Source organism: Holdemania massiliensis, assembly GCF_022440805.1.
GTDB classification, from domain to species: Bacteria; Bacillota_I; Bacilli_A; order Erysipelotrichales; family Erysipelotrichaceae; genus Holdemania; species Holdemania massiliensis_A.
In genome coordinates this window covers 3,541,896-3,567,349 of sequence record NZ_JAKNTK010000001.1, presented here as the reverse complement: position 1 = coordinate 3,567,349, position 25,454 = coordinate 3,541,896, and the positions used below count along the sequence as shown (strand labels likewise).

The window sequence follows — 25,454 nt, the reverse complement described above, 5'->3', positions numbered from 1 at the left end:
TAACCGGAATATGCTGAAAAAAAGAAGTGTTTTCAATCGTATTCTGATCCCTTTGATCATCGTTCAAATTTTTCAGATCAGTTTGTTTGGGATGTTGGTATTTAACGGCGGCGTGATTACCAAGCTTGATCGAAATGCTGAGGAAATCCTGAACGAACGGGTCATCAATCGGAAGAATTATCTGGAAAATGAAATGATCCAGCGCTGGAGTAATTTTTCGATCTACCAGACGAAAATTGAAGAGGAAATCGAGCAGCAGTTAGCTGAAGCTGAGATGACGGTTTCGGATCTGGTGCCGGGAGCCAAACTGACCAGCAATATCTTAAAAACCATCGGTCCGGATCTGGTCGCTTTAATGCGCCGAAACACCGTGACCGGTGTTTTTCTGGTCTTTGAAGGAACGCCGGTGGAAATCGGCGAAGGGGAGTCGGCTGAGAAAAGCGGGCTGTACCTGCGCGACTTGGATCCGATCAACAATCCTTATGATAATTCTGATCTTCTGATGGAACGCTCACCGACAGATGTGGCGCAGGCTTTAGGCATTGCGATGGACGTCGGCTGGAGCCCGCGGTTTAAAATTACAGCGGAAAGTTACTTCTACAACAATCCTGTCCAGGCAATTCGGTCCGTTCCGGAGCTGGAACGGGAGGATGCCGGGTATTGGGGTTATGGATCAACGTTAAATGAAGCAATGATCAAAACGCTGACCTATTCCCAACCATTAGTCGCCAGTGACGGCACGGTGCTGGGCGTCCTTGGAATTTCATTGGCGGACGATTATCTGAAGACGATGCTGCCGGCCAAGGAACTGCTTTCCGATCAGTCCGGTTCATATATGCTGGCGATTCTCGATGAATCCCAGGCGGCAGCGGAGGGCTTAACCTTGCAGAAGGTGACGCACAGCGGCGGTGTGTTCATCGCAATGTTTGGCGAAGCGGAAGAGCTGGTCTTTCAGATGGATCAGGAAATATCCGGTTCCGGAGCGCTGATTCATACCGAAGCGTTAAAGCTGAAGCAGCGGATTTACGGCAGTCTGCAGCCGTTGGATCTGTATAATACCAATGCTCCGTTTTCCCATCAGCGCTGGGTCTTAGTCGGTCTGGAGTCCCGGGATGCATTGTATGGATTCTCGCGGAAAATCCAGAATACAATTCTGACCTTTATGATTCTGTCGATGCTGGTGGGACTGACTGCGACCATCTATGCCAGTTACCGGCCTTCCCGACAGATCGGCGCCTTGGCCCGCAAAGTCCGCAATTCCGATCCGAACCGGCCGATTCATCTGGATCCGATCCGCATCACGGAAATTGATCAGCTCAGTCAGGCCATTGAAGAACTGAGCAAGAGCGTTGCTGAAAACAGCTCGCGGCTGTCGCAGATTATCGGCATGCTTTCAATCCAGATCGGTGCGTTTGAAATCGATCCGGCAAAAAATTCTGTCTTCTGCACCTCCGGGTTCTTTGACGCGCTGCAGCCGCAGCAGAGTCATGAGGATCAGATGCTGACCCTGGATCAGTTCAGCGATCACCTGCATCAGCTGAATCTGGATCTCGGGGATTTAGGCCGGCAGCGTGAGAAACTGATCAAACTGGAGCCACAGAGCGGTGGAGCCCGCTGGTTGCGTTTGAAAACTGCGGCATTGGGGCAGACGATCCTGGGTGTGATTCAGGATGTAACGGCGGAAATGGTGGAACGTCACCGCATTGAATATGAACGGGATTATGATGTTCTGACCAATTTGTTAAACCGGCGGGCGTTCCAGCGGTTTGCCCAGGAGCGTTTTGAGCATCCGGAACGGCTGAAAATTACAGCCTTTATGATGATGGATCTCGATAACCTGAAGTATATTAACGATACGTACGGACATGACTGCGGCGACGGCTATATTCGCAGTGCGGCTGATGTTCTGCGCAGCAATGCCGGCTCGCATGAAATTGCGGCGCGGATGTCCGGCGACGAGTTCTACGTTTTGTTCTATGGCTATGATACGGACTTCCAGATTCGTCAGAAGATCGAACAGATCCGCAAGGCTATGGCGGCTTATGAGATGGATCTGCCGGATGGCAAACGCATTCGGATCCGTGCTTCTTTTGGTGTTTCGTGGTATCCAAAGGACAGCCGGAATCTGGAAGAATTAATCAAATACGCTGATTTTGCGATGTATGAAATCAAGAATTCCGTGAAGGGCGGAATCAAGGATTTTGAAATTGAAAGCTATCAGAAGGATTCGTTTATGCTGCACAGCAGTGAAGATCTCAACCGGCTGATTGAAAATGAACTGATTGACTTTGTATTCCAGCCGATCATTGATGTTGCGTCGCAAACGGTCTATGGCTATGAAATGCTGATGCGGCCAAAGATGGAAAAATTACCGACACCTTCGGCAGTGCTGCGGATTGCCCGGGCCCAGTCACGGCTGTATCAGATTGAACATCTGACTTGGTTCAAAGCGATGGAAACGATTGATCGCTATCATGAACATCTGAAAGGGAAGAAACTGTTCATCAATTCCATTTCCAGTCTGCGGCTGACGCCGGAGGATCTGGCGGAACTGGATCGGCGCTTTGGTCAATACAATTCCCAGGTTGTCATCGAACTGACAGAAAGTGAGAAGATGGGTGAACAGGCCACGCTGCATAAACGGAAACGCTGCGTTGAGCAGCATCAGGAAATAGCCTTGGATGATTATGGAACGGGCTATAATGGGGAAGCCACGCTGCTCGACTTGATGCCAAACTACGTGAAGATCGACATGAGCATTATCCGTGGGATTGATCAGGATCTTAACCGCCGCGAGTTCTATGAGGGGCTGGTTGTCTATTTCCGCAGCCGTCATATCAAAATTCTGGCGGAAGGTGTAGAAACCCGGGCAGAAATGGAAGTGCTGATCGAATGCGGTACGGATTACATGCAGGGATTCTATTTCCGCAAAGGCGAACTGACTCCGCCGCAGCCGGATCCGGAAGCGATGGAAGAACTGCGCAAAGCGGTAAAGAAAAAAGCGAAAAAAGAACAGCCGTCTAAGGAATAAAAAAATAGGATATTTCACCTCATTCGTGAAGTATCCTTTTCTTCGGGTTCAGTAAAAATCTCAGTCTGTGTAGGTTGAGCGGATAAACAGGAACATTGAATAAAAAAAACTCCATCTTTGGGATTTTTCAGTGTATAATACAAAATAAAAGACAGGAACGTTTGTTCCTGTCTGATCGTGAAATCTGGTGGAGCCGACGAGGATCGAACTCGCGACCTTTGCATTGCGAACGCAACGCTCTCCCAGCTGAGCTACGGCCCCAGACACGATATTAATTTTATCACCAATTAAGGAATTGTCAAGATGATTGAGGAGGAAGTTATGCAGGATAGTTTACAACAGGCCCGGGAAATGATTAATGAAATTGACGCCCAGATGGCAGAATTATTTGAAAAGCGAATGACAGCGGTCAGACAGGTTCTGGCTTATAAGCGGGAACATCAGCTGCCGATTCTCGATGCATCCCGCGAACAGATTGTGATTGAAAAGGGCTGTGCCCTGATCCAAGATCCGGAATTAAAGCCCTATTATGAAGAATTGCTGATCAAACAGATGGAGCTGTCGCGAAGATATCAAAAAGTTCTGTTGGAAACAGAATAACGAACGCAGACAGGCGCTGGATAACAAAAAGAGGAAGATTGCAGACGGGTCACATCCCCGTCCGCGTCATTCCTCTTTTCTCATGTTGATGTGTTTGTCTATGTTGAGCCCAGCGCTGTCCCCAAGCCAGTAACAAGGCACAGCCCGCAAGCACAGCCGAACCCAAGGTCAGCCAGTAAGCGGGATATCCGCCCAGGCGCAGGATCTCCTGTAAAAAGCCAATGTCCGGGACTTCCCGAAGAAACATGTAATTCTGTCCCCAAATCCAGTCCACAGCGAAGGCGCACAGGGCACTGAGGCTCAGAATCACCGTGACGGAAGGCAGCTGTCTAAACGTTGGGGAGTAACCATCGCACAGAAACATTAAGATGGGAACTAAAATCAGAAGCAGATGCAGGGCAAAGCTTTGGAATGTCTGAAAGTGGAAAAAGGGATAAGTACCGACAATCCCGGCCGGATAAACGATAGCCGTGATTCCGCCGAGAATGGAAGTGGCCCACACATAACTGCGCAGGGCTTCTGAGCGGGTAAAGACGGCAAGCGGAATAAACAAGACCTGCAGCCCGCACAGATGCAGCGGAAGCAGCTTGACCCAATACCCTTCACCTAACAGAAACAGCCAGACAATCCGTGTCAGTTCCAGACATGGGACAGCGATGGCCAATCCGTGGAGTAATTTTCTGGCCGCTTGCCGCGAATGGGTTTGCGTCCAATGTAGAAGCAGTCCCAGACTTAAGGGAATGAACAGAATTTCCAGCATGTGCGGCAGACTTAAGAAACCATAGGCTGTTCCAGGCAGCACCTCATCCCAGAAACAGAAGAATTGTGAGATAGTAAAACCTCCTTAGAATCAATGTTCAAATTGCATGCGGTATAAATGGGCATAAGCACCGTCGGCTGCCATCAGCGCCGCATGATCGCCCTGTTCCAAAATACCCTCATCTGACAAAACGACAATCCGCCGGGCGTTGCGGATCGTGGATAAGCGATGCGCGATGACAAACGTTGTGCGGTTGCGGGCCAGGCGTTCCAGAGAATCCTGAACCACCTTTTCGCTTTCATTATCCAAAGCGCTGGTCGCTTCGTCAAAAATCAGGATCGGCGGATTTTTTAAGAAGACCCGGGCGATGGATAAGCGCTGCTTTTGACCGCCGGACAGTTTCACGCCCCGCTGCCCGATATCTGTATTATACCCATCCGGCAGCTCCATGATGAAATCATGCGCATTGGCGGCTTTGGCCGCGGCAATGACTTCTTCTTCCGTGGCATCGGGCCGTCCATAGCGAATGTTTTCCATGACATTGCCCGCAAACAGATAAACATCCTGCTGAACAATGCCGATGCAGCTGCGCAGCGATTTCATCGTGACATCGCGGATATCCTGACCATCGACTAAAATCCGGCCCTCGCTGACTTCATAGAAACGCGGAATTAACGAACACAGCGTGGTCTTGCCGGCCCCCGAGGAACCCACTAACGCCAGATATTCACCCGGTTCCACATGCAGATTGATATGTTTCAGCACGTAATCGGAAGCGGAAGCATACTGGAACCCTACGTCTTCAAAGTCCACTGCGCCCTTGACCTGAGCCAGCGTCCGAGCATGCGGCTTATCCTGAATATCCGGCTCGACTTCCATAATTTCCATAAAGCGCTGGAAACCGGTGATTCCCTCCTGGAACTGTTCTGTGAAGTTGATCAGCTTTTTCACGGGTTCCGTCAGATTGTTGATATAAAGCAGATAAGTTAACAGATCCCCCAACAGGATCCATTTCATCGAGATGAACGTAGACCCAGCCAGAATGACAACGACGGTGATCATTGTGGTAAACGCGTTCAGCCCAGAGTGATAATAGGCCATGATCCGATAACTGTTCTTGCGGGATTTGACATAGCGGTTGTTCTCCACATCAAATTTTTCCATTTCACTGCCTTCGCTGGTAAACGATTTGACGACACGGATTCCGGATAAGTTATCCTCAATCCGGGCATTGATATCTCCAACGCGTTCTTTGTTCTGCTTAAAGGCTTTGCCCATCTTCTTGTTGAAGTACAGCGCAAAGAGAAGCATGACCGGCAGGATGGAGAAAATGATCAGCGTCAGCGGAACATTGATTGAAAGCAGAATAAAGAAAGCACCGAAGAACTTGATGATCGAAATCACCACATCTTCCGGTCCATGGTGGTAAAGTTCAGTTAATGAAAACAGATCGTTGGTCAGCCGCGACATCAGCTGGCCGGTCTTCTGTTCATCATAAAAACTGAACGACAGCTTTTGATAATGGCTGAACAGCTCATTGCGCATATCGTGTTCCATCATGACGCCCATATAATGACCTTTATAAGTAATGAAGAAATTACAGAGCAGTTCAATGAGAATTAACGCGACCATGACTAAGCCGATACGGAAAATCAGATCCAGCTGCACGGACTGCGAACCGACTAACACAGTATTGGTGATGTAGCGTGTCAGCAGCGGAAAGATCAGTGAAATCGCCGCCACGATGAAGGCACAGACCATATCGGCGATAAACAGCCTCAGATAAGGCCGATAGTACGAAAGAAATTTTTTACCTCGGGCATTAAGCAACACAATTCCCCCTTTTAGTTAGACATAAGTGTAGCCCAAATTCGCGGAAACTTCAATCTTTCCGAACCGTTCCGACCGCTTTTTGATGATTTTGCATCATCAAAGCCGCAAAGCCTTGCGATGCTGCTCGCCCCTTGATAAGATAAAGAAAAAGCATAGGAAGGCATCGTCCGGATGCAGAACACGAAGGAGGATTCTATGGCTAAACGAAAATACAGTCAGGAAGAAGGGAATCAGCCAATGAGCGGTCGGATTTATATCAACCGTGAGGATGCTCGTATCTTTGTCAGAAAAAGAGGTTTATACGCTTGGACGATGAATTTAGGAAATCCCTGGTCATGGGTTATTATGGGGCTGGAATTGCTCGTCGTCTTGCTGATCACGGGGATTTTCTTGAACTAAAGAGTTCGGATTGAAGAATGGGAATTCGCTGTATGTACTGCTTAGACAAATCGGTAACAAAAAACAGATTGAGAACTTCTGATCAACAGCGATCAAAGAAGCGAATGAAAGGAAAAGCACCGCGGGCCCAGTTGTGGGCAGCGGTGCTTTGTCCTTGTGGATACGGTTAAAGTTATTTGTAGCAGTCCTGGAATAAACTGGCCAGCTTCGCCTGCAGCGCCTGCTCAAATTTTGCTGCCGCTTCCATGGTACTCTGCACTGTTTCATTGACCTCGATCAGCTTATCAATCGTAATGCATTCCATGGAAACTGCACACTGCAGTTTTTCCCCTTCGGCATTGAGGATGTGCGCAAGCGCGGCTTCCTCCAAAGCAATCGACTGCAGAATATCGGTAATCGCTTGTGAACGGGTGACGTTACTACTTTTAATTTCAGGCATTCCCATAAGTTAATTCCTCCTTACACTGACATCGTATTCCATCCGGGCAAAAGGACCCGGGCCAACGACCCGAGGTTATGGAAAAGTTCCGGGCATCATACACTGATCAGGGGGGATGATCATGAAAATTGTTATCGTTGGTTATGGTACGATGGGCCATTTGTTGTTAAGCCAGATAGAAGAAAAGGAAGATCTGCAGTGTGTTGGGTTGATCGCCTCCTCGTATTATCGGGAGATTGCTGAACTGCCGCAGCATCCCGAGGTGATCATCGATGTCAGCCATCCGGATAATTTCGTCAAGATTGAGCGGGCGATGCAGACCCAGCGAATTCCTCTGGTTCTGGCAACCACCGGGTACAGCGAAGCGCAGAAGCAGAAAATTGAAGTCTGGGCGAAAAGTGTACCGGTAGTCATGGCCAGTAACTTTTCGATTGGCATGACGATCGTCAATAAGATGCTGAAATGCTGTCAGAAGGAAATTGCTCAGTATTTTGACTGTGATATTCTTGAAATTCATCATGAACAGAAAAAGGATAAGCCCAGCGGCAGTGCTCTAATGCTCAAGAAAACGCTGCAGGGACTCTCAACGGACCGCTATGGCTATCAAAAACCGATTTCTGTAACATCGCTGAGGCATCGGCAGATTGCAGGAGAACACACGGTGATCTTGTGCGGGGATCACGAACAGATCACGATTACCCATACCGCAGACAGCCGTGAAATCTTTATCCGCGGCATATTGGAAGCGGTGGAGGCCATTCCGATGCTGGGTGCCGGTCTGTATTCTATGGAAGATTTACTGACACAGCGGCTTGGACTTCGCCGCTGAAGAAACAAGCAAAACACCGTTCAATCCGTCAGGGACAACACCCTGACTTTTCTGCTTCTTCTCGTTCTTGGCGAGTCAGAAATCGAAAGATGCGCAATAAAGGATGCTTGAGGTTGCCAGGGCGATCTGATAAAATAAAGTCATTGTCAGAGGTTTACTGGACGAAAGTCTTCTGATTCTGTGGGAGGAAATAAAGTGGAACGCTATTTTATTAAACTTTGGGGAGTTCCAACACTGCAGGAAAACGGTCAGTCCCGCGCACTCAGCGAAATTTTAGGGAAACAGCTGACCGAGCTGCTTTGTTATTTCCTTATTCATCGCGGAGAGTTAGTCAGTCATGAACGGTTAATTGAACTGTTCTGGCCGGAATCCGTCAATCCTCAAAATGCCCTGAAATTTGCGATTCATCGTCTACGTAAATGTACTCAGGCTTATGCTGAAACAAAAGATCAGGAGTGGATCGTGACCGGCAGCCGCGGATATTTATTTTCGCTGCAGGCGCCGGTGGATTCTGATTTGCATCAGCTCGATATACTGAAGCCGGAAACGTTGGCTGAAAAGCCGGAATGGATTGAAATGCTGGTCCGCGGTGAGCTGATGGCCGGTTATTCTTCTCTGTGGATTCTTCCGCTGCGTGAATTCTGGAAAGAAAAAGTGAAGAACTTAGTTCAGGATACGGCGGCGCTGTTAGAACAAAACGGGAAGTCAGAAGCAGTTTTGCGGATCACACAGTGGGCGCTGGCGCTGGATCCGTATTCAGATGATCTCAATTACCGATATTTATCTGGACTGGTTAAAGCCAAGGAGTATAATCGGGCCTTAAAACATTTTGATCAGATTTCCGAACGGTTTTATCACGAATTCGGCGTAGAGTTTGAAGGCCGGTCCAAGTCCTTGATTTACTTCCTCAGCTCAGAACGGGAGCCGACGCACACCATTCAGGAGCTGATTGAGGAAATGAATACTCAGGAAGACGGCACCGCTTTTTTCTGCGAGCAGCCGGTTTTCCGCAAGCTGTATCAGGCACGGATGCGCGAAAGCCGAAGATTGGACATCAATTCTTATTTGTTAGTTCTGGATGTCCAGGGTGTTTCGGCAGAGCTTGGCAATCAGGCCACGGATGCTTTGATTCGGATTGTGAAGAATCAGCTGCGCTCCTGTGATATTTTCACCCGAACAGCGGCCTGCCAGTTAGCGGTGATGTTGATGCTGAGCGCGGAACAAGATGTGCATAAGGTGGTCAAACGGCTCAGTCAGCGGCTGAATCACAAATATCCGACAACGCAGGTCAGAATTTATTATCATGCGCAGAAAATCGAACAATCCTCCTCAACTTCAGCAGTCTGATCAGTCTTTGGTCTGCGGCGCATGGAGGTTTGTTGGCAAGGCTGTTGAAACCCAGCTCAAAAACGGGGTATAATAAATAAAAAGACGGAAAGAAGGATGATTTTATGGGAGTATTATTAACGACATTAAGAAAAGATAAGATGCAGGCCCTGAAAGAAAAAGATACCGTGAAAAATGGTGTCTGCAGTTTATTGATCTCCGCGATTGCCCTAGCGGAAAAGGAAGCAGGAAAACCTTTAAGTGAAGAAGAAGAGCTGACGTACGTACAGAAGGAATTGAAGCAGACCAAGGATTCGCTGGCCCAGACATCGGCTTCCCGGCCGGATCTGATTGCCGAAACTCAGCGCAAAATTGAGATCATCGAAGCCTATCTGCCGGCGCAGATGAGCGAAGAGGAACTGAATGAAGCGGTATATGCTTTGATGGCTGAGCTGCAGCTGGAGCCGATTGTGAAAAACAAAGGGACGCTGATTAAAGAAATGATGGCCCGATATCAGGGAAAAACGGATGGCAAATCGGTCAATGCCGCGATCAGCCGTATTCTGAAATAACAAAGACTTCAAATCAGGACTTGCCTAGGGCAGGTTCTTTTTTCTGTTTCAAAAAGCCTTGGAAGAAAGGTTTCTAATTGGTCATAGCCAAAGGAAAAGGGTCAAATGAGGACAAAAAAGTATGAAAAAACCGTCTCCTTTTCGGAAAACGGTTTTATTTGTTAGCGTACGGTGACGCATTGTTCCTCACTGTGTAAGCCGGTGCTGTAAACATAGTAGCCGCAGACTTTAACGCTGCCGCCGCCTTCAACCCAGTCATAGTAAGTGGGCTGATCGGAGCTGACTTCATGATACAGGTTGCCGTTGAGATAGACTTTGGCGTAGTAGTACGGATTGCCGAGAATCCAGTTCCAGTCAAATAGCTTTTGTCCGACAGCGTAAACGTAAATGTCACCCTGCGATAAGCTGATTTCCTTTTGATTGGCCGGAAGATCGCCGCGATAGCCGCCCCAGTTGATCGTCAGTCCGCCCCATTCATCGATGTAGCCGCTGACGGTGCTTTCCAGCTTCTGTTCAGAATTGCCCCATGGCGAAACAAGATTGTTGTATTCCTTCTTGATCAGACCGGTTGTCGACAGACTTGGATCGACACCATCCAGTGAAGCATATGGGAAAGTTCCGATAATGTGAGTGATGTTCTCCACCCCATCCGGACGGGTCAGCGCTTTCGGCGGATCGGCTTCATCATAATTGGCATCCAGAAGCAGTTCGCAGATTTGACCTGGAATGTTCAGCTTGCTTTTCGCGTTGTCGAAATAGGTGCTTTCACCCTTCACGCCTTTATCATAGCCTACCCACACCACATTGGTCGTCTGGCTGGTCGAAGCGATCATCCATTTATCTTTAGCCGCGCCTTCCGGGATTCCGAACCGCAGGCCGTCTTTGCCCCAGTCTGTCGTTCCGGTTTTGGCATAGACCGGATAACTGCGCTTTAAAACCTGCATGTAATTGAAATAAGGACCTTCAACGCAGTACTGCATGAGCGTGCTGGACATGTAGGCCGCTTCTTCACTGATCACCTGTTTGCCGCTGTGATCGGCGACGTAATCCGCGGTACCGTCATTGAATTCAATGCGGGATACGGTGTGCGGCTGGACATAACGTCCGCCGTTGACCATGGCGGCATGCGCGCTGGCCATTTCTGTCGCGCTGGCCTGGAAGCTGGAACCGCCGATGGCATAGCCGGTATCAAAGTTGTCGCTGTTGACCTGCGAGAAGCCTAAGCTCTGCAGATAATCGACGACCTTGGAACGTCCAATCGTATCGATGACCTCCTGCAAGGTCTGAATTGCCGGTGTGTTCAGCGACTGACCCACAGCCTGCTGCAGCGTTACGTCGCCGCGGTACTGTCCGTCAAAGTTATTGATGACCTTTTTGGTTCCGCGGTATACAATCGGCCGGTCGGTAATCACATGATCGGTGGCCCATCCCAGATGTTCAAAGGCCAATGCATAGGACAGGAACGGTTTTACCGCTGAGCCCGGCTGTTTAAACTGACTGATCGCCCGGTTTAACAGACGCGCTCCGGAATAATTCCGTCCGCCGCCTAAGCCGCGGATCTCACCGGTCTGATTGTTCATCGATACGATCGCGATCTGCATCAGCTCGTCCGGATATTCAATATTTTCGCCTTTCTGGATCGCGTCGATCTGTTCCTGAACGGTACGGTCCATGTTGGTGTAAACTTTCATTGGCGTCAGGGCCGGATCTTTGCCGGTGATCTGCTTGACTTCTTCAATCACCGCGTCGACATAAGCCTGGTAAGGTCCGCCGCTTTCCGAAATGGTGTAGTCCTCACCAACTAACAGATCTTCTACGCGAATGGATTTGGCCAGATCGGCCTCCATTTCAGTGATGTAGCCATGATAAACCATCATATCCAGCACCGTATTGCGCCGGTTGGTGGCATAATCGAGATTTTCATACGGATTATAGGCGTTAGGCCGGTTAATAATCCCTGCCAAAAGCGCGCTTTCACCCAAGCTCAGATCTTTTGCGTCCTTGCCAAAATAATACTGCGCCGCTTTCTGCACGCCGCGGATATTGCCGCCGAAGTTCAGCTTGTTCAAATACAGCTGAAAGATCTGCTTCTTATCAATCTGTTTTTCCAGCTTCAGCGCTGTCCAGATTTCCTGGACCTTACGATCAACGGACTTTTCCGCAATTGTGGAGTTTTCCAGATCATCCACCTGGAAGTAGGTGTTTTTTACAAGCTGCATCGTAAAGGTGGAACCGCCCTGACCGAAGCTCTTGGATTTTAAATTTTCCAGCGCCGCTTTCGCAAACCGCGGTACATCGAAGCCGGGATGCTCGAAATAGCGTGAGTCCTCAATCGCGACAAACGCGTCAACTAACGAATTGGGCATATCTTCATAAGTGATATTTTCACGCAGATACGCGCCCAGCTCGGTAATCAAAATTCCATCCTGATCATAGATCTGGGATGACTCCAATCCTTCAAAATCGTTTAAACTGATTTCAGGCGCATCCTTGATCATTTCAGAAGCGATATATAAGCCGCCTCCGCCAACCGCCAGACCGGCAATCAGAAGAAAATAAACGAAGAAGATCGCAATTTTCTTCCCTAATGAACCTCTGCGCTTTTTTTTCTTCGGTTTATTTTGGGATTCTTGAGGATCCATAGATTTGTTTTGTTCTGACATTCGCTTTGATTCTCCTTACTCTGTGGGGGACTTCCGCAGAAATCCATTTTGATGAATCATTCTTTATTTTACCACAATCTTATAGATTGGCAAAAAAGAGAGAAGGAAAAGTGGTAAAAAGCGCCATTTTCTTGGGAAAAAAGCTGAAAAAGCAGAAAAAACCAGGAATATCCGGGTAAAAATCCCATTGACTTTTCCTTTCTGACGTGTAGAATGAAGATAAACCAGTGATGGGGAGATCAAGCACAGACAGGCGCTTCAAGAGAGTTTGGGTAAGGTGGAAGCCAGACAGAGATGCCGCTGGGTAAATGGACCTCAGAGGGCCAAGTGAAAGAGAAATCGAGTAGCTGCGGACGTGAGCCGACGTTAAAAGGCAGAAAATGTGTTGGCATTTTTGGTGAGTGGAGAAAAGACTGTGTGAACGTCTTTTTTCAAACAAGGTGGTACCGCAGGAAATTCAGCCTGCCCTTGATGGAAAGTTTTATACTTTTCCGCGAGGGCAGGCTTTTTTATTGATCCGGGATCCTCTCGCTTAAAAGCCAGAAGAACAGGAGGCGATGAGGATGGATAACATCCGCATGTGGAGTGAGGGACGGGCTGAAAAAGCCGTCTGTAAACAAACATCAGTATTTTGAGAAAAAAAGGATGAAAACCGGAGGAGAAAGAATATGAAAAAAACAGGAAAATTGATGATGGTGTTAGCGTTAGGAATCTTGATGAGCTTAACCGGATGTTCGAAAAAGACCGTGGAGGGTCCGCGGATCGGCATCATTCAGCTGATGGAGCATACCTCGCTGAATATGATTTACGACAGCTTCAAAGAGGAACTGGAAGCTTTGGGCTATAAGGATGGGGAAAACTGCACGCTTGTGTTTAAAAATGCCCAGGGGGAACAAAGCAATATCGGCTCGATCGTTTCGTCATTCCAATCGGAAAAGCTGGACGTTGTCGTGGCCATCGCCACGCCGACAGCCCAGTCTGCGGCGAAGCTGGCGGAAACGACGCCGGTGATCTTCTCGGCGGTGACCGATCCGATGGAGGCCGGACTGACTACGAGCCTGGAACATCCGGATCAGAACATTACTGGGACCAGCGATGAAGTGGCAGTGGAACAGATTCTGGATCTGGCACTGCAGCTGCAGCCGGATTTAAAGACCTTGGGGATGGTTTATAACGTCGGTGAGGTCAATTCCCAAACCAATATCGCCAAGGCCAAGGCCGCTGCCGAAAAACGGGGACTGACGGTGATGGAAGCGCCGGTCGCCAACACCTCTGAGGTGGCGCAGGCGGTGCAGGTGCTGAGTGAAAAATGCGACGCTTTGTTTTCGCCGAATGACAACACAGTCGCAACGGCGATGAGCACCGTTACCCAGATTACTCGTTCAGCGCAGATTCCTGTGTATGTCGGCGCCGATTCGATGGTGATGGATGGCGGAACGGCGACCATTGGCATCAATTATGTGGATCTGGGCAAGGAAACGGCACGGATGGTGGATCAGGTGCTTCAGGGGACGGAGGTCAGCGCAATTCCAGTGAAGGTATTTAACCAGAATCTCAGTATTTACGTCAATGCGGATGCTTTAGAAGAGCTGCAGCTGACGCTGCCGGACAGCGTGGCCGCGGATCCGCAGTTAGTCTTGTTAAACGATCCGCAGTAAAGAGAAAGGGAAGGAGGCGCTAAAACATGTCGCTGGACACATTTTTTTCCACATTGCAGCTGGGACTGGTTTATTCTGTGCTGGCATTGGGTTTGTTTCTGTCTTTTCGGATCTTGAATACGCCGGATCTGACCGTGGACGGCAGTTTTGTGACCGGAATGGCAATCAGCGCTGTTTTGGCACTGGCAGGCCATCCGCTGCTGGGGCTGGCAGCTGCCTTTGTAGGCGGCATCCTGGCCGGCGGGATTACCGGACTTTTGCATACCCGTTTAAAAATCCAGCCGATTCTGGCGGGGATTCTGACGATGACGGGCTTGTATTCGGTCAACTTGAGAATTATGAGCGGCAAGCCGAATTTATCGCTGTATAAAAAGACCACGTTGTTTTCCTTGTTTGAAGGGAAATTTCCGCAGGCGACGACCGGGATTCTGATTTTGATCGTCGTCGTGCTGGTGATCCTGTTGACGGTGTTTTTGAAAACCCAGCTGGGACTGTCGTTACGGGCCACGGGGGACAATGAGGAAATGGTGCGGGCTTCCTCGATCAACACGGATTCCATGAAAATCCTTGGCCTGGCGCTGGCCAACGGCTTGGTTGCTTTATCAGGCGGCCTGTTGGCGCAGCAGCAGCAGTTTGCGGACAACAACGGCGGCCTGGGCATGTTGGTGCTGGGATTGGCGTCAATCATTATCGGAGAAACACTGTTTGGCAGGGGCGGCTTGGTTCATCATCTGACGTCGATTTGCGCTGGGACGATCGTTTATCGGTTCGTGCTGACGTTCGCTCTTTCTCTGGGATTGGCGGCCAGCGATCTGAAATTATTTTCTTCCGCGTTAGTCGTCTTGGCCTTGGCGGTGCCGCAGATCCAGGGAAAAATGAAAACAAGGAGGAAACGCCATGCTTGAAGTACGGGAAGCCACGGTGGTCTTTAATGCCGGAACGGTAAATGAAAAAATTGCGCTTGATCATGTCAGCCTGACCTTAGAAGCCGGAGATTTCGCCACGGTGATCGGTTCCAACGGCGCCGGCAAAAGCACCCTTTTAGGCGGGATTGCCGGAAGTCTGCCGCTAAGCGAAGGACAGGTCATGCTGGACGGGCAGGATCTGACCCGGATGAAGGAACATCGCCGTTCGCATGCGATCGGACGGCTGTTTCAGGATCCGCTCAAGGGAACAGCGCCTTCGATGACGATTGAAGAAAATCTGGGACTGGCATACAGTCGAGGAAAGCGAAGGTCTTTGCAGCTGGGCGTCAGCCGTAAAGATGAGCAGTTCTTTTACGATCTGCTGAAATCCTTAAATCTCGGATTGGAAACGCGGATGAAAACACCGGCGGGTCACCTGTCGGGCGGTCAGCGTCAGGCGCTGACATTATTGATGGCGACTGTGGTCACGCCGAAACTTCTGCTTTTGGATGAACACACCGCGGCTCTGGATCCGCGAACAGCGGAGTCGATTATGGCCCTGACCCAGCAAATCATCGAACGGGATCATATCACGACACTGATGATTACGCATAACATCGAAAATGCACTTGCTTATGGCAATAAAACGATTGTGATGAATGAAGGCAAGATTCTGCATATCTATCAAGGTGAAGAACGCCGCCGGCTGACGGTGAAGGACGTCATGGCGCTGTATGCCAGTGAACACGCGGCCTTATCGGACCGAACGATTTTGGGAAGGTAATTCGTTTAAATTAAAAATACCGGCTTCAACATGATTGGTGTCCAGGGGGACTTGATCAAAAGAAAGCCGGTTTTTTAATTTACTCAGCAAGGAATACGAGCTGAGCTTAGAGGACAATGAAATCAAAGTGTTGAGGCAGGGGTGTTGATCGAACGAAACGGAACGAGAACCCGACCATAAAACAGATGCTCGCTGTGTTTTTTCAGCGCAATATAATGATCAAAAGTCACGGTGCCGCAGACTTCATATTGATGCTCATCAAGATACTGGAAGACCGGTTCCATGTAGCGGATAAAAGGAACAGTCATTGCTTTTTGCCGATGGAACACATAACTGATGCAGCGGGCAGGAGGCAGTTCCATGACGCGTTCATCGCAGATCAGATTAAATTCCTCAGCAATTTTTTTCTCGACGATCAGTCCGCTGTATTCCTGTTCAAGCTGACTGCGGAAATCAGATTCCAAAAAATACGGCGTCATCGACACCAGCGGAAAACGTTCCATCCAGTCAGAGAGTATATCATAGTTCTCTTTTTTCTGAATCAAAGCGGTTTGTCCGCCGTTTCGCTGACGGTAGCCGATCAGGCAGCAGGCCTTCCTTTCGATTACCTGCAGCGTTCCTAACTGATGATCCAGCGCTTCAATAAACTGTCTTTTCGCTTGGACAATTCGCTGCTTTTCCGTCAGAAAACGAATCTGGCGGGCAATGTCCTGTTCATCTTCGCTTAGAACCTGATCAATTTCATCCAGATTCAAATCATAAATGCACTGCTGGGCCTGTTTCTGATTCAGACCATACGAACGATAGAGCTTATAGTGCATCAGGTTATGCATGTCCACTTCGTTAAACACCCGGTATCCGCTGTGATTATTTTTATGGGAATCGACAATGCCCATCTTATCATAGTAACGAATTGTCGTTTCCGGGATATTCAGCAGTTTGGATAATTCTCCGATTTTAAATTTAGCCATGGTCTTTCCTCACTTATGTTCAAGTTTATCGTTAAAACGGTAGAAGTCAAGCGCAGGAAAGATCATGGTCAGAGAAATCAAAAGAAAAGGCACGAAAATGGAATTTCCGTACCTGTGTGAATTATTTCAGCAGAGCATCGATGCTTTCGGCCGCAATTTTTCCCGAAGTGGCGCTCCAGCTTAGATAAGCGCTGGATGCATCGCCCTGGACGTTGCCGACGACTTCGCCGGCGGCATACAGGCCTTCAATTGCTTCGTCTTTCTCCGTTAGAACCTGACAGTCAGGATTGATATCCAGACCGCCCAGACTGGTCGCAAAGCGCAGGTTCTGTTTGACGATGTAAATCGGACCGTCCATCTTGAATTCGGCAGTCAGTGTCCGTCCAAATTCATCATTTCCGGTTTGATAACCCTGATTGTAGGCGTTTAGCGTCTCGGTCAGCTGATCGGCGTCAATCCCGGCCTGCTGTGCGGCATCGGCAAGGGTTTCACCCTGAACAAAGATAGTGGTCCCAGTCCCTTTTTCGCTGATCCACGATGCAGCTTCAGCCTCCGAAAACAGGTGCTTGTCGATGGCGGTAGCATAGAAAACGTCATAAGCAGCCTGATCCATCACGGTATACATAGCCCAGTCATTCTGCTGCTTATAAATTTCCACCAGATCCTGTTCGCTGCTGGTTTCATTAATCAGGCGCTGCCCTGCATCGTTAACCAGAATTCCGGCTGAAGCTTTCCACATCGCATTGTTTGCCGGCTGAGTGTATTTTCCTACTCCGGCACTGATTTCCAAGCCATTGGGCTTAACGCCTAAATATTGAAGGTTTGTAACCTTTGCGCCGATTTTCTGTGCCATTTCCAAGCCTTCACCGTTCGAGGACACCGGACCGTAATAGATAACCCGTCCGGCATCTGCGCTTTGTATCAGCTGTTGATTGTTGCCATAGCCCCCAGTGGCTAACAGCACCGCTTTGGCCGGAATGGTGTAATGATTTCCCTGATCATCCTTCGCTTCTACGCCGGTAACTTTTCCGTTTTCATAGATCAGAGCCGTGGCCTGTGTGTTGAGCTGGATCTCAATTCCGCGGTTCAGGGCAGCATCGTGCAAGGTCTGCATCAGGCCTGCACCGCCGCCAACGGCAGTGAAATCCCGGGCAATTCCTTTTTCACTTGGCTGCGGGATATTAAACTGGGCACCGATGTCATCGATCAGCCAGTCGATCGCGGCTGCGGAATTTTCAGCATGCAGCCGTGTCAGTTCAATATCATTGAGATTGTGGCCTTTTTTCAGCAGTTCTTCAACCATCAGTTCTGGTGAATCTTCGATGCCTGCTTCGGCTTGGTATTTTGATCCAGACGCTAAAAAACCGCCGCCGCAGGTGGCAGAAGCACCACCGGTATAAGCCATCTTTTCCAGAACGAGAATACTTTCCTGTCCCAGTTCATTTAACCGCAGAGCTGCGCTTAATCCCGCTGCCCCGGCTCCGATGATGACTACGTCTGCCGGCAGGTTAATTTCTTCTCCGGTCTTCGCGGTCTGCGCTTTTTCAAACTGAGCAAGATCTGCGCCGGCTTGAGTCAGACAGTCTTTAACAGAATTAAAAATGGCGTTGGATGTATACGTGGCTCCGCTGATGCCATCTACGGCTAAGCTTTGGGCATCGACAATCTGCTTGGGCAGCTGTTCAATCGCCATCCCGCCCACACTCGGTGTTTCGTGATTGTCTCCAATCTCTACGGAAAGGATCTTCTCTTCATCCACCGTGACAGTCACTTCCAGATCACCGGCATAACCGCTGGCTTTTGCGGTGTAGGTTCCGGCTTTCATCAGCGCCGCGGATGTATTTTGCTGAGGTTTGGGCGTGCAGCCGCCCAGGATCAGCAGTCCTGCTGACATCGTTAAAAGCATTTTTTTAAAGTTGTTCATTCTTCTTCCTCCCATGCGTTTATTAAAAACCCGACAGCAGCTGTCGAGTCAATAAGAAAATGAAAACAATCACAAACTGAATTCAACAATGAAGTACCCCACAGATTTGGCAGAGATACAAACTGGTCCGCCTTCTTTGAATTGTTCGGCACTTTCAAAATTTCCTGACAATTATTGGTATCAGAGAATTGAGAAATGATTTCAGGTTCAACGTTATCGCAAAGGCGGCTTGTTTGCTGGAGGTAAGCGATAATTTAATCCGTACAGTTTAGCGGAAAGCATCTGCAGACAGACTTAGACACTTCTTTGATTAAGGATTAAATCGCGCAATCCGGCTGCTTCAGTAATGTATTTATAACCCGAATGAAGACTGTAGAAATTGAATTAATTAACCAATTCCTATGGTAATCTTGATTCGAGTTTGCTATGATAAGGCTGAAAAGAGGAGAAGAAATTATGATATTGGACGATTATCAGAAGCGTGTCGATCAACTGTTTGAACAAATCAAAACAACACAGCGGGAAAACATCATCACAGCGGGCAAAATGATTGCGGAAACCATTGACGCCGGCGGCAATATCTATCTCAGCGGCATTTGTCATTCCATCGAAATGGATCTGTTTAACCGCGGCGGCGGACCGGCTTTTTACCGGACATTTCATTATAAATTAGATGTTCAGTCGGATGCCCGTGAACGTGACCGCAGCGATCTGGACACGGATATGGAAGGTTTGGGCGCGTATATCTTAAAAGCCTCCACGATCCGTCCGGGTGATATTTTATTTGTCGGTTCGGTTTCCGGCCGGACAAAAGGGGTTGTGGATCTAGCTTGGGAAGCCAAGAAGATGGGCATCAAGGTGATTGCAATGAGCTCCATGAGTTATGCTCAAACGGTTGATGCGGTTCATTCTTCAGGAAAGAAACTGTATGAATTTGTCGATCTGACATTGGATAACTGCGCCCCGGCAGCAGAAGCCATGTTGGAAGTGGATGGCATCGAAGCGAATTTTGCCGCAGCCAGCGGTATTGCGAGTTCTTATATTCTCTGGTCTGTCACGGCTGTAGTATTGGAAGAAATGCAAAAAAGCGGGAAAACACCGCTGTTGTTAAAGAGTGCTAATTTCCCAGGCGGAACCGAGTACAACAACGCCGAAGTTTATCCACACTATAAGGAATTCGGCTGGTAAGGACGGAATCCAAAAAGTTTAAGAGAAGAGAATGAATTCCTGAAAGTTCAAGGGGGAATTCTTCTCTTTTTGTTTGATGTGTTCTATAATGAAATTAAGGTAATCTTTGTTGTGTATAGCATTAAATAAGGAAGATCATTCTGTGCGGGAGAGGAGGCTGGAGCATGCGGAAAAACAAACTTCTAGGCGTTATTTATCTACTGTATTTATTAGCGGTTATTGGATTGTCGCTTGCTGACTATTTTCTGGTGCTGGGAATCCGAAAATTTTTCGGCAGTGCTGCTTTTGTAATTTTGGCGCTGTATTTCTTTTCCAAAGTTCCGCTGGCGTATACGATGAATTCTATGCCAGTAAAGTTTGCTCAGGAGCAGGCGAAGGAACAAAGTAAATATAATTGGATTTCCCTGAAAGGGTTTCTGTTGATCATTCTGCCTCTGGCTCTGGCTTATTTTTCATGTTTTCTTTAAGGACTTCGCGTCCTTTTTTTGTTAGATTAATATGATTAATGCTGAAATTGGATATATGGCATAAATTTACTTTGCGGAAATTGGATGTGCTCATGTTGATATAAAAATGAAATGAGATTACAGTGATCCCTCTGTGGATTTTTGTCAGAATCCTGCTAAAGATAAAGTGAATTTTCTTATGTTAAGTTTCATTAAAAATATGGTTGCTGAAAGACAAATGGCAACAAGAAAGGGCAGCTTCGATGAAACTGCCCTCAACAGTTTAATTATACCTCAAAAAATTTTTAAAAAACAGACTGTTTCCTTATTTTATATATTGTATTATATGGGTGTAGAAAGAGATGAGGATCAAGTAGTAAGATCCCGTGGTCTCAAAAGGAGGTTCTCATGAAGAAGGTACTTCTCGAATATTAAGCCGTTCCCTTCTTTGTTACCAGAACAAGGAGAGGGAACTGAATCTCAAATTGCGAAAACAAAGAATTAAAAATAGAAAGTGAGTCTGGAGAGGACAGACCAATGGACAAGAAAAAATAGATTTTCATAACTTGAATTTCAAAAGAAGGTGATAAGCTAGATTTTGAAGATCATAGGAATGAAAAGAATCAGTTTCTAAAAGAAATAACAGATTCAGAAAATGAAGTTAGAATTTCACTTTAAGTTATGTCCGCTGTCCAAGGAAAAGCTTAGAGAAATTAGAAACGAAAAGTTAAATGATGAAAGAGAATGGCGATCTGAAGCTGTTCTCTTTTTTCGTTGATGAATTTGCTTTGGATTCCGGAAGTTCCGGTCTATAATGAAGGAAAAAGGGAGGGATTAGTTATGTTTGATATTCTTATTCGCGGCGGATTGATCGTCGATGGAACAGGAAAGCCAGGCAGAATTGGTGATGTGGGGATAGTTGGGGATCGGATCTGTGCGATTGGAGATCTGAGCCAGGAGTCCGCAAAGCAGGAAATTCTGGCAGAAGGCAAAGTGATCACACCGGGTTTTATTGATCCGCATTCTCATTCTGATTTATCTGTTTTATTTCAGCCGTCGATGACGAATTATCTGATGCAGGGCGTGACGACCGTGGTGGGAGGCAACTGCGGACATTCGTATGGTCCGGTGGGGGATGAGCTGTACCGCAGCGCGATTATTGATCCTAAGGTGGCTTTTCAGGCAGAACCTTCCTATTTTACAATGACAGCGCTGCTTTTGCCGAAGGAAAAAGCAGTGAAGGCCTTAAAAGAACAATACGGCATTGAGATGGACTGGCATTCATTCAAAGAGTATCTGGATAAATGTGATCAGCAGCCGCTGGACGGCAATATTGCTTCCCTGGCAGGTTACAGTGCGATTCGCGGAACGGTAATGGGTATGGACTGCTGCCGGGAAGCCACGGAAGAAGAAATCGTAAAAATGGAAGAATTAACTCGTCAATGTTTGGAAGACGGAGCTTTCGGCTTGTCAACAGGAACGGATCCGCAATATGTCCCAGGACCGTTTGCGACATTTGATGAAACGGTCAGAATGCTGAAAATAGTCAAGGAATATGACGGGATATTTGCTTCGCACACCCGCAACACTGACAGTGAGGGCAAACCTGACCGCATGGGAGGTTATGAGGATATGCTGAAACAGGCCATGGCTGCCGGCGTGCGCGCCAATGTTTCGCATGTGCATACGCTGGGCATGGGTGTTGATGAAAAGACAAATGCAGAAGCGGCGCGGAAAACACTGGCTTATTTTGAAGAAATGGAAAAGCAGGGCTGTGACCTCAGCTATGATGTGATTCCTTCTCCTTACAGCATGGATATGACTGTACCCTATTTTGCGACATTTCTGCGTCCGTTTGTCTTAATGAGCGGCAGCCGTCAGCATCTGGCAGAAAATTTCAAAGTTCCGGATTTCCGCAAAATGATCCACACCGTGGTGGAAGCCGGTCTTTATCCGTTTTTGGATCATCGGAATCTGATGAGCAGTATATACCCGATCCTGACGATTTCTCGGCATGAAAACGCTGCGCATATTGGTAAAAATCTTTATGCCTATGCCGAAGAACGTAAGCAGAATCCGCTGGATCTGGTGATGGATTTGTTTGCGGAAGACTGCGATATGGGCGCGGAGATGGCGATGCCGGGAGCTGTCGAATCCAATGATATCCTGTGCATGCACCGTCTTGCGATGCCTTGCTCAGATGGCTTTACCGGAGATAAAACCATGAATTTTGGTTTAAATGAAGATATTCAGATGACCCCGAATCCGATGAATTTCAGCTTTATCATCCGGTATTTGACACGCTATCAAAAGCAGCTGCCGCTGGAAGAACTGATTCACAGAATCACCCAGAAACCAGCCGAACGCTTTGGAATTGAAAAGCGGGGCGTGCTTGAAACTGGCGCTTATGCGGATATCGTGATTCTGGATCGGGAACAGCTGCACAGCTATGATCGGGATACAGACGTCTTTCAATACCCGGAAGGCATTGATTATGTCCTGGTGAATGGCGTTGTGACGATTGATCATAAGCACCATACGCAGGCGGCGGCTGGACGGATGTTAAGGAAAAACCGACAATAAAAGGCAGCCTGCTTCGCTGCCCTCAACACTTTATTTATACAGGAAAAAAATTAAAAAAAATAGACTGTTTTCTAATTCATAATCATTATGATATAGACAAAGAAAGAGATGAAGATCAAGCAGAAAGATCCGATCAATCTCACAGGAGGTTCTCATGAAAAAGGTGCTGCTCGAATTTTAAGCCGTTTCCTCCTTCATTACCTGAACGGGAGAGAAAACTGAAAAGAAGATACTTGAATTGAATCATGAATAGAAAGTGAGTCTGGAGGACATACCCATGGACAAGGATAATTCAGATATGTTAAAACGGGTACTTTGGATACTATTGCTAATTTTATTAACAGGATGTGAAAAGCCTGCTGAAATACAACCCTCTATTTCAGCTGAACCTAGTATTACTCCTATGCCCTCAATTTCTGATAAAACTCCATATGATTTCCCAAAGGGTGATATCATTTTTAAAGACATAATTCCCAATAATGTTGTGGGACTTACTTTGCAACAAAGTGATATTGGATCTCATGTCTTTGTGATCCTTAATAAGCAAGCAGCAATGCAATTTATAAAGTTAATTCAAAATCAAGAAATGAGTACGGATTATGAAATTGTTCATGGTGCCGGAGGCTTTAGTACTATTATGACGATTACTAATGACGAAAATGAACAATACTTTTATAAAGAAGTTACGAGTAGTTGTACGATTGAAATGAAAGTAAACGGTGATTCTATTTTGTATGGTTATCTTTCAAGTCAAGAATCAATTATAGGATCCACTATGAATCAGTATTTTGACGGAGTATTAGTTACATTTAAGAATAACAGTGGTGTTTTTAGCCTAGTGCCACTACTTATTGTGAATGAAAATTATACAATAACAGGAGAATATTATGATGGGTGGATACCACCCTATGATTCTATAAAGGATTATGACTTTATTTCAGAGGGTTTTACTGCCTATGAGAATGGCCAAGAAATAGAGCGTTTTCCAAATGAAATAGGTGAACATTATATCATCTTTGAAAATGAAATTGGGAAATATCAGCTGAAATATTTTGTACAATAAATAAGGGCGTTCTCAATTATTTCGGTGTATCACATAATTGAGAACAAATTAGAAGTGTGGATTACGACTCAAAATCAGTTTGAGGAATGAAAATGACCGGCGATGTAGGTGCAGTGGGGAAAGAGAAGCGGCTTCTCTTCCTCCTAAGCTCTAGGATGATAAAACATGCAGCTTAAAGACCTGCAATCAAAAAAGCATCCATTCCATGAGTTGAATACAAAGCGAATGGATGCCGATGAAAAACCCATTTCTGTTTCTTGGTTGTAATCAAAGCAGAATACTTAAAAGAGAGTATTCTGTCTGTTTAAAGATGATGTAAATAAGATTTTCTTTGCCCTCAACACTTTAATTATACAGGAAAAAAATTTAAAAAAACAGACTGTTTTCTGATTTATAATCGTTTATGATATAGATATAGAAAGAGATGAGGATCAAGCAGAAAGATCCGATCGATCTCACAGGAGGTTCTCATGAAAAAGGTGTTGCTCGAATTTTAAGCCGTTTCCTTCTTCGTTACCAGAACGGGGAGAGGAAACTGAAAAGAAAACTCTTGAATTGAATCATGAATAGAAAGTGAGTCTGGAGAGGGCATACCAATGGACAAGGATGAAGAAGGTCTAAGTGAATAAATCAGGTCTTTGGTTTTTATTCCTATATCAAAGAGAGAAGAAAGCGAGGCTTCCAATTTAGGTTTAATCTGAATTGATAACGCTGAATTCTCAGCCAATGAAATAAATAGAAAAGACGAAGCAAGTCCATTTGGGCAAAACACTTCGTCTTTTATTTCAGATTTTCAAATCATTTTAAATATCACTGCAGGTTTTATAGAAACAGAGGATGAATTTTATGAGAAAAGCAATTGTTTTGGCCACAGTTTGCCTGTTTCTAATCAGCTGCACCGCGGTGAAGAAATCCAGTCTGGGCGCTGAGATCAGCCGTTCGCCACAGATGCAGACGATTACTGAGGATGAACTGGAAAGTTTGATGGATACCGAGGAGACCTATTTTATTTTGTACTGCAGTGCTAAAGACATCACCTGTCAGGCAATTATTCAGGATACGCAAAAGCTGAAACTTCATCAAGCCAGCGCCTACTATTTTCTGGATACCGAAACGCTGATGAACGCGTCAGCAAAACAGGAACAGGCCGCATTGGATTTTATTGCGTTTATGGAACGGTATTCCATCACAAAATTCCCGTCCGTTCATTATAAACAGGGAGCGAAAATCATCAAGACGCATAGAATCGAAGATCGGGACAGCTCAAAGGTGTTAACTGAAACCGAAGAACAGGAGCGGATCAGCGGATTCAGGCTGTGGATGAACAGCGTGGAATGAAGGTAGGGCTTTGTTGAATGCGTAATTTATATATTGGTCATTAGATGCCTCCAATGCTTTCCAAATTGACTAAAACGGTTTAAAGTCTTGCAGAAATAAGTGACGATTTTAACTATGTTGCTTTGAATTTGACTTTTAGGAG

At 46.9% G+C, this 25,454-nt stretch carries 20 protein-coding genes and 1 tRNA gene; 14 read left to right on the top strand and 7 right to left on the bottom strand.

Features of this window, described 5'->3' with window-relative positions:
* Positions 1 to 10: 10 nt before the first annotated feature.
* A complete protein-coding gene (locus MCG46_RS16440) occupies positions 11 to 3,031 on the top strand; it encodes a bifunctional diguanylate cyclase/phosphodiesterase (RefSeq protein ID WP_240280940.1) in 3,021 nt (1,006 codons plus the stop codon).
* Between the two features lie 185 nt (positions 3,032 to 3,216).
* Here the strand turns inward: MCG46_RS16440 and MCG46_RS16435 are convergent.
* Positions 3,217 to 3,292 (bottom strand) — tRNA-Ala (locus MCG46_RS16435).
* 60 nt (positions 3,293 to 3,352) lie between these two features.
* On the opposite strand from MCG46_RS16435, the gene MCG46_RS16430 reads away from it, so the two are divergent.
* Positions 3,353 to 3,631: a chorismate mutase gene (locus tag MCG46_RS16430; protein ID WP_240280939.1), complete on the top strand. Its 279-nt coding sequence runs from the start codon at positions 3,353 to 3,355 to the stop codon at positions 3,629 to 3,631.
* 49 nt (positions 3,632 to 3,680) lie between these two features.
* Here MCG46_RS16430 and MCG46_RS16425 read toward each other — a convergent pair whose 3' ends face one another.
* Positions 3,681 to 4,433 carry a TIGR02206 family membrane protein gene (locus MCG46_RS16425; protein WP_240280938.1) on the bottom strand — a complete coding sequence of 251 codons (753 nt, stop codon included), beginning with the start codon at positions 4,431 to 4,433 and terminating at the stop codon, positions 3,681 to 3,683.
* A gap of 48 nt (positions 4,434 to 4,481) precedes the next feature.
* Complete coding sequence (locus tag MCG46_RS16420; RefSeq protein ID WP_240280937.1) at positions 4,482 to 6,224, bottom strand: ABC transporter ATP-binding protein; 1,743 nt, start codon at positions 6,222 to 6,224, stop codon at positions 4,482 to 4,484.
* A gap of 195 nt (positions 6,225 to 6,419) precedes the next feature.
* Here MCG46_RS16420 and MCG46_RS16415 point away from each other — a divergent pair, with 195 nt between their 5' ends.
* Positions 6,420 to 6,623, top strand: coding sequence for a hypothetical protein (locus MCG46_RS16415; RefSeq protein WP_240280936.1), 204 nt, complete (start codon positions 6,420 to 6,422; stop codon positions 6,621 to 6,623).
* A gap of 172 nt (positions 6,624 to 6,795) precedes the next feature.
* Here MCG46_RS16415 and MCG46_RS16410 read toward each other — a convergent pair whose 3' ends face one another.
* Positions 6,796 to 7,068, bottom strand: coding sequence for a hypothetical protein (locus MCG46_RS16410; RefSeq protein ID WP_020225511.1), 273 nt, complete (start codon positions 7,066 to 7,068; stop codon positions 6,796 to 6,798).
* A 115-nt stretch (positions 7,069 to 7,183) separates the two neighbouring features.
* Between MCG46_RS16410 and dapB the strand changes: the two genes are divergently transcribed.
* The 3 genes from dapB to MCG46_RS16395 all read left to right on the top strand — a co-directional run bounded on the left by dapB (position 7,184) and on the right by MCG46_RS16395 (position 9,789).
* Positions 7,184 to 7,891 (top strand): 4-hydroxy-tetrahydrodipicolinate reductase, encoded by a 708-nt coding sequence (dapB, locus tag MCG46_RS16405; RefSeq protein WP_240280935.1) that lies wholly within the window; start codon positions 7,184 to 7,186, stop codon positions 7,889 to 7,891.
* Between the two features lie 195 nt (positions 7,892 to 8,086).
* A complete protein-coding gene (locus MCG46_RS16400; RefSeq protein WP_240280934.1) occupies positions 8,087 to 9,238 on the top strand; it encodes an AfsR/SARP family transcriptional regulator in 1,152 nt (383 codons plus the stop codon).
* Between the two features lie 104 nt (positions 9,239 to 9,342).
* Positions 9,343 to 9,789, top strand: a complete 447-nt coding sequence (locus tag MCG46_RS16395) for a GatB/YqeY domain-containing protein (RefSeq protein ID WP_240280933.1) — start codon at positions 9,343 to 9,345, stop codon at positions 9,787 to 9,789.
* A 161-nt stretch (positions 9,790 to 9,950) separates the two neighbouring features.
* Here MCG46_RS16395 and MCG46_RS16390 read toward each other — a convergent pair whose 3' ends face one another.
* The gene (locus MCG46_RS16390) at positions 9,951 to 12,452 is read right to left on the bottom strand and encodes a transglycosylase domain-containing protein (RefSeq protein ID WP_240280932.1); all 2,502 of its coding nucleotides are present in this window, start codon (positions 12,450 to 12,452) and stop codon (positions 9,951 to 9,953) included.
* 668 nt (positions 12,453 to 13,120) lie between these two features.
* Between MCG46_RS16390 and MCG46_RS16385 the strand changes: the two genes are divergently transcribed.
* From MCG46_RS16385 to MCG46_RS16375, 3 genes are read left to right on the top strand one after another with little or no spacing between them, the layout of a single operon-like run.
* On the top strand, positions 13,121 to 14,110 hold the full coding sequence (locus MCG46_RS16385) for an ABC transporter substrate-binding protein (RefSeq protein ID WP_240280931.1): 990 nt from the start codon (positions 13,121 to 13,123) through the stop codon (positions 14,108 to 14,110).
* Positions 14,111 to 14,136: 26 nt separating this feature from the next.
* Positions 14,137 to 15,015: an ABC transporter permease gene (locus MCG46_RS16380; RefSeq protein WP_240280930.1), complete on the top strand. Its 879-nt coding sequence runs from the start codon at positions 14,137 to 14,139 to the stop codon at positions 15,013 to 15,015.
* Positions 15,008 to 15,799 (top strand): ABC transporter ATP-binding protein, encoded by a 792-nt coding sequence (locus tag MCG46_RS16375; RefSeq protein ID WP_240280929.1) that lies wholly within the window; start codon positions 15,008 to 15,010, stop codon positions 15,797 to 15,799. The genes MCG46_RS16380 and MCG46_RS16375 overlap by 8 nt, the downstream gene beginning before the upstream one ends.
* A gap of 122 nt (positions 15,800 to 15,921) precedes the next feature.
* On the opposite strand, the gene MCG46_RS16370 is transcribed toward MCG46_RS16375, so the two are convergent.
* On the bottom strand, positions 15,922 to 16,770 hold the full coding sequence (locus tag MCG46_RS16370; RefSeq protein ID WP_240280928.1) for a MerR family transcriptional regulator: 849 nt from the start codon (positions 16,768 to 16,770) through the stop codon (positions 15,922 to 15,924).
* Positions 16,771 to 16,891: 121 nt separating this feature from the next.
* Positions 16,892 to 18,694, bottom strand: a complete 1,803-nt coding sequence (locus tag MCG46_RS16365) for an FAD-dependent oxidoreductase (protein WP_240280927.1) — start codon at positions 18,692 to 18,694, stop codon at positions 16,892 to 16,894.
* A gap of 456 nt (positions 18,695 to 19,150) precedes the next feature.
* On the opposite strand from MCG46_RS16365, the gene MCG46_RS16360 reads away from it, so the two are divergent.
* From MCG46_RS16360 to MCG46_RS16340, 5 genes are all read left to right on the top strand, one after another.
* Positions 19,151 to 19,882, top strand: coding sequence for a sugar isomerase domain-containing protein (locus tag MCG46_RS16360; RefSeq protein WP_240280926.1), 732 nt, complete (start codon positions 19,151 to 19,153; stop codon positions 19,880 to 19,882).
* 164 nt (positions 19,883 to 20,046) lie between these two features.
* A complete protein-coding gene (locus MCG46_RS16355) occupies positions 20,047 to 20,349 on the top strand; it encodes a hypothetical protein (RefSeq protein ID WP_020225523.1) in 303 nt (100 codons plus the stop codon).
* 819 nt (positions 20,350 to 21,168) lie between these two features.
* Positions 21,169 to 22,911 (top strand): N-acyl-D-amino-acid deacylase family protein, encoded by a 1,743-nt coding sequence (locus MCG46_RS16350; RefSeq protein ID WP_240280925.1) that lies wholly within the window; start codon positions 21,169 to 21,171, stop codon positions 22,909 to 22,911.
* 277 nt (positions 22,912 to 23,188) lie between these two features.
* Entirely contained in the window at positions 23,189 to 23,974 is a 786-nt protein-coding gene (locus MCG46_RS16345; protein ID WP_240280924.1) for a hypothetical protein, read from the top strand.
* 846 nt (positions 23,975 to 24,820) lie between these two features.
* Positions 24,821 to 25,312: a hypothetical protein gene (locus MCG46_RS16340; protein ID WP_240280923.1), complete on the top strand. Its 492-nt coding sequence runs from the start codon at positions 24,821 to 24,823 to the stop codon at positions 25,310 to 25,312.
* Positions 25,313 to 25,454 lie beyond the last annotated feature (142 nt).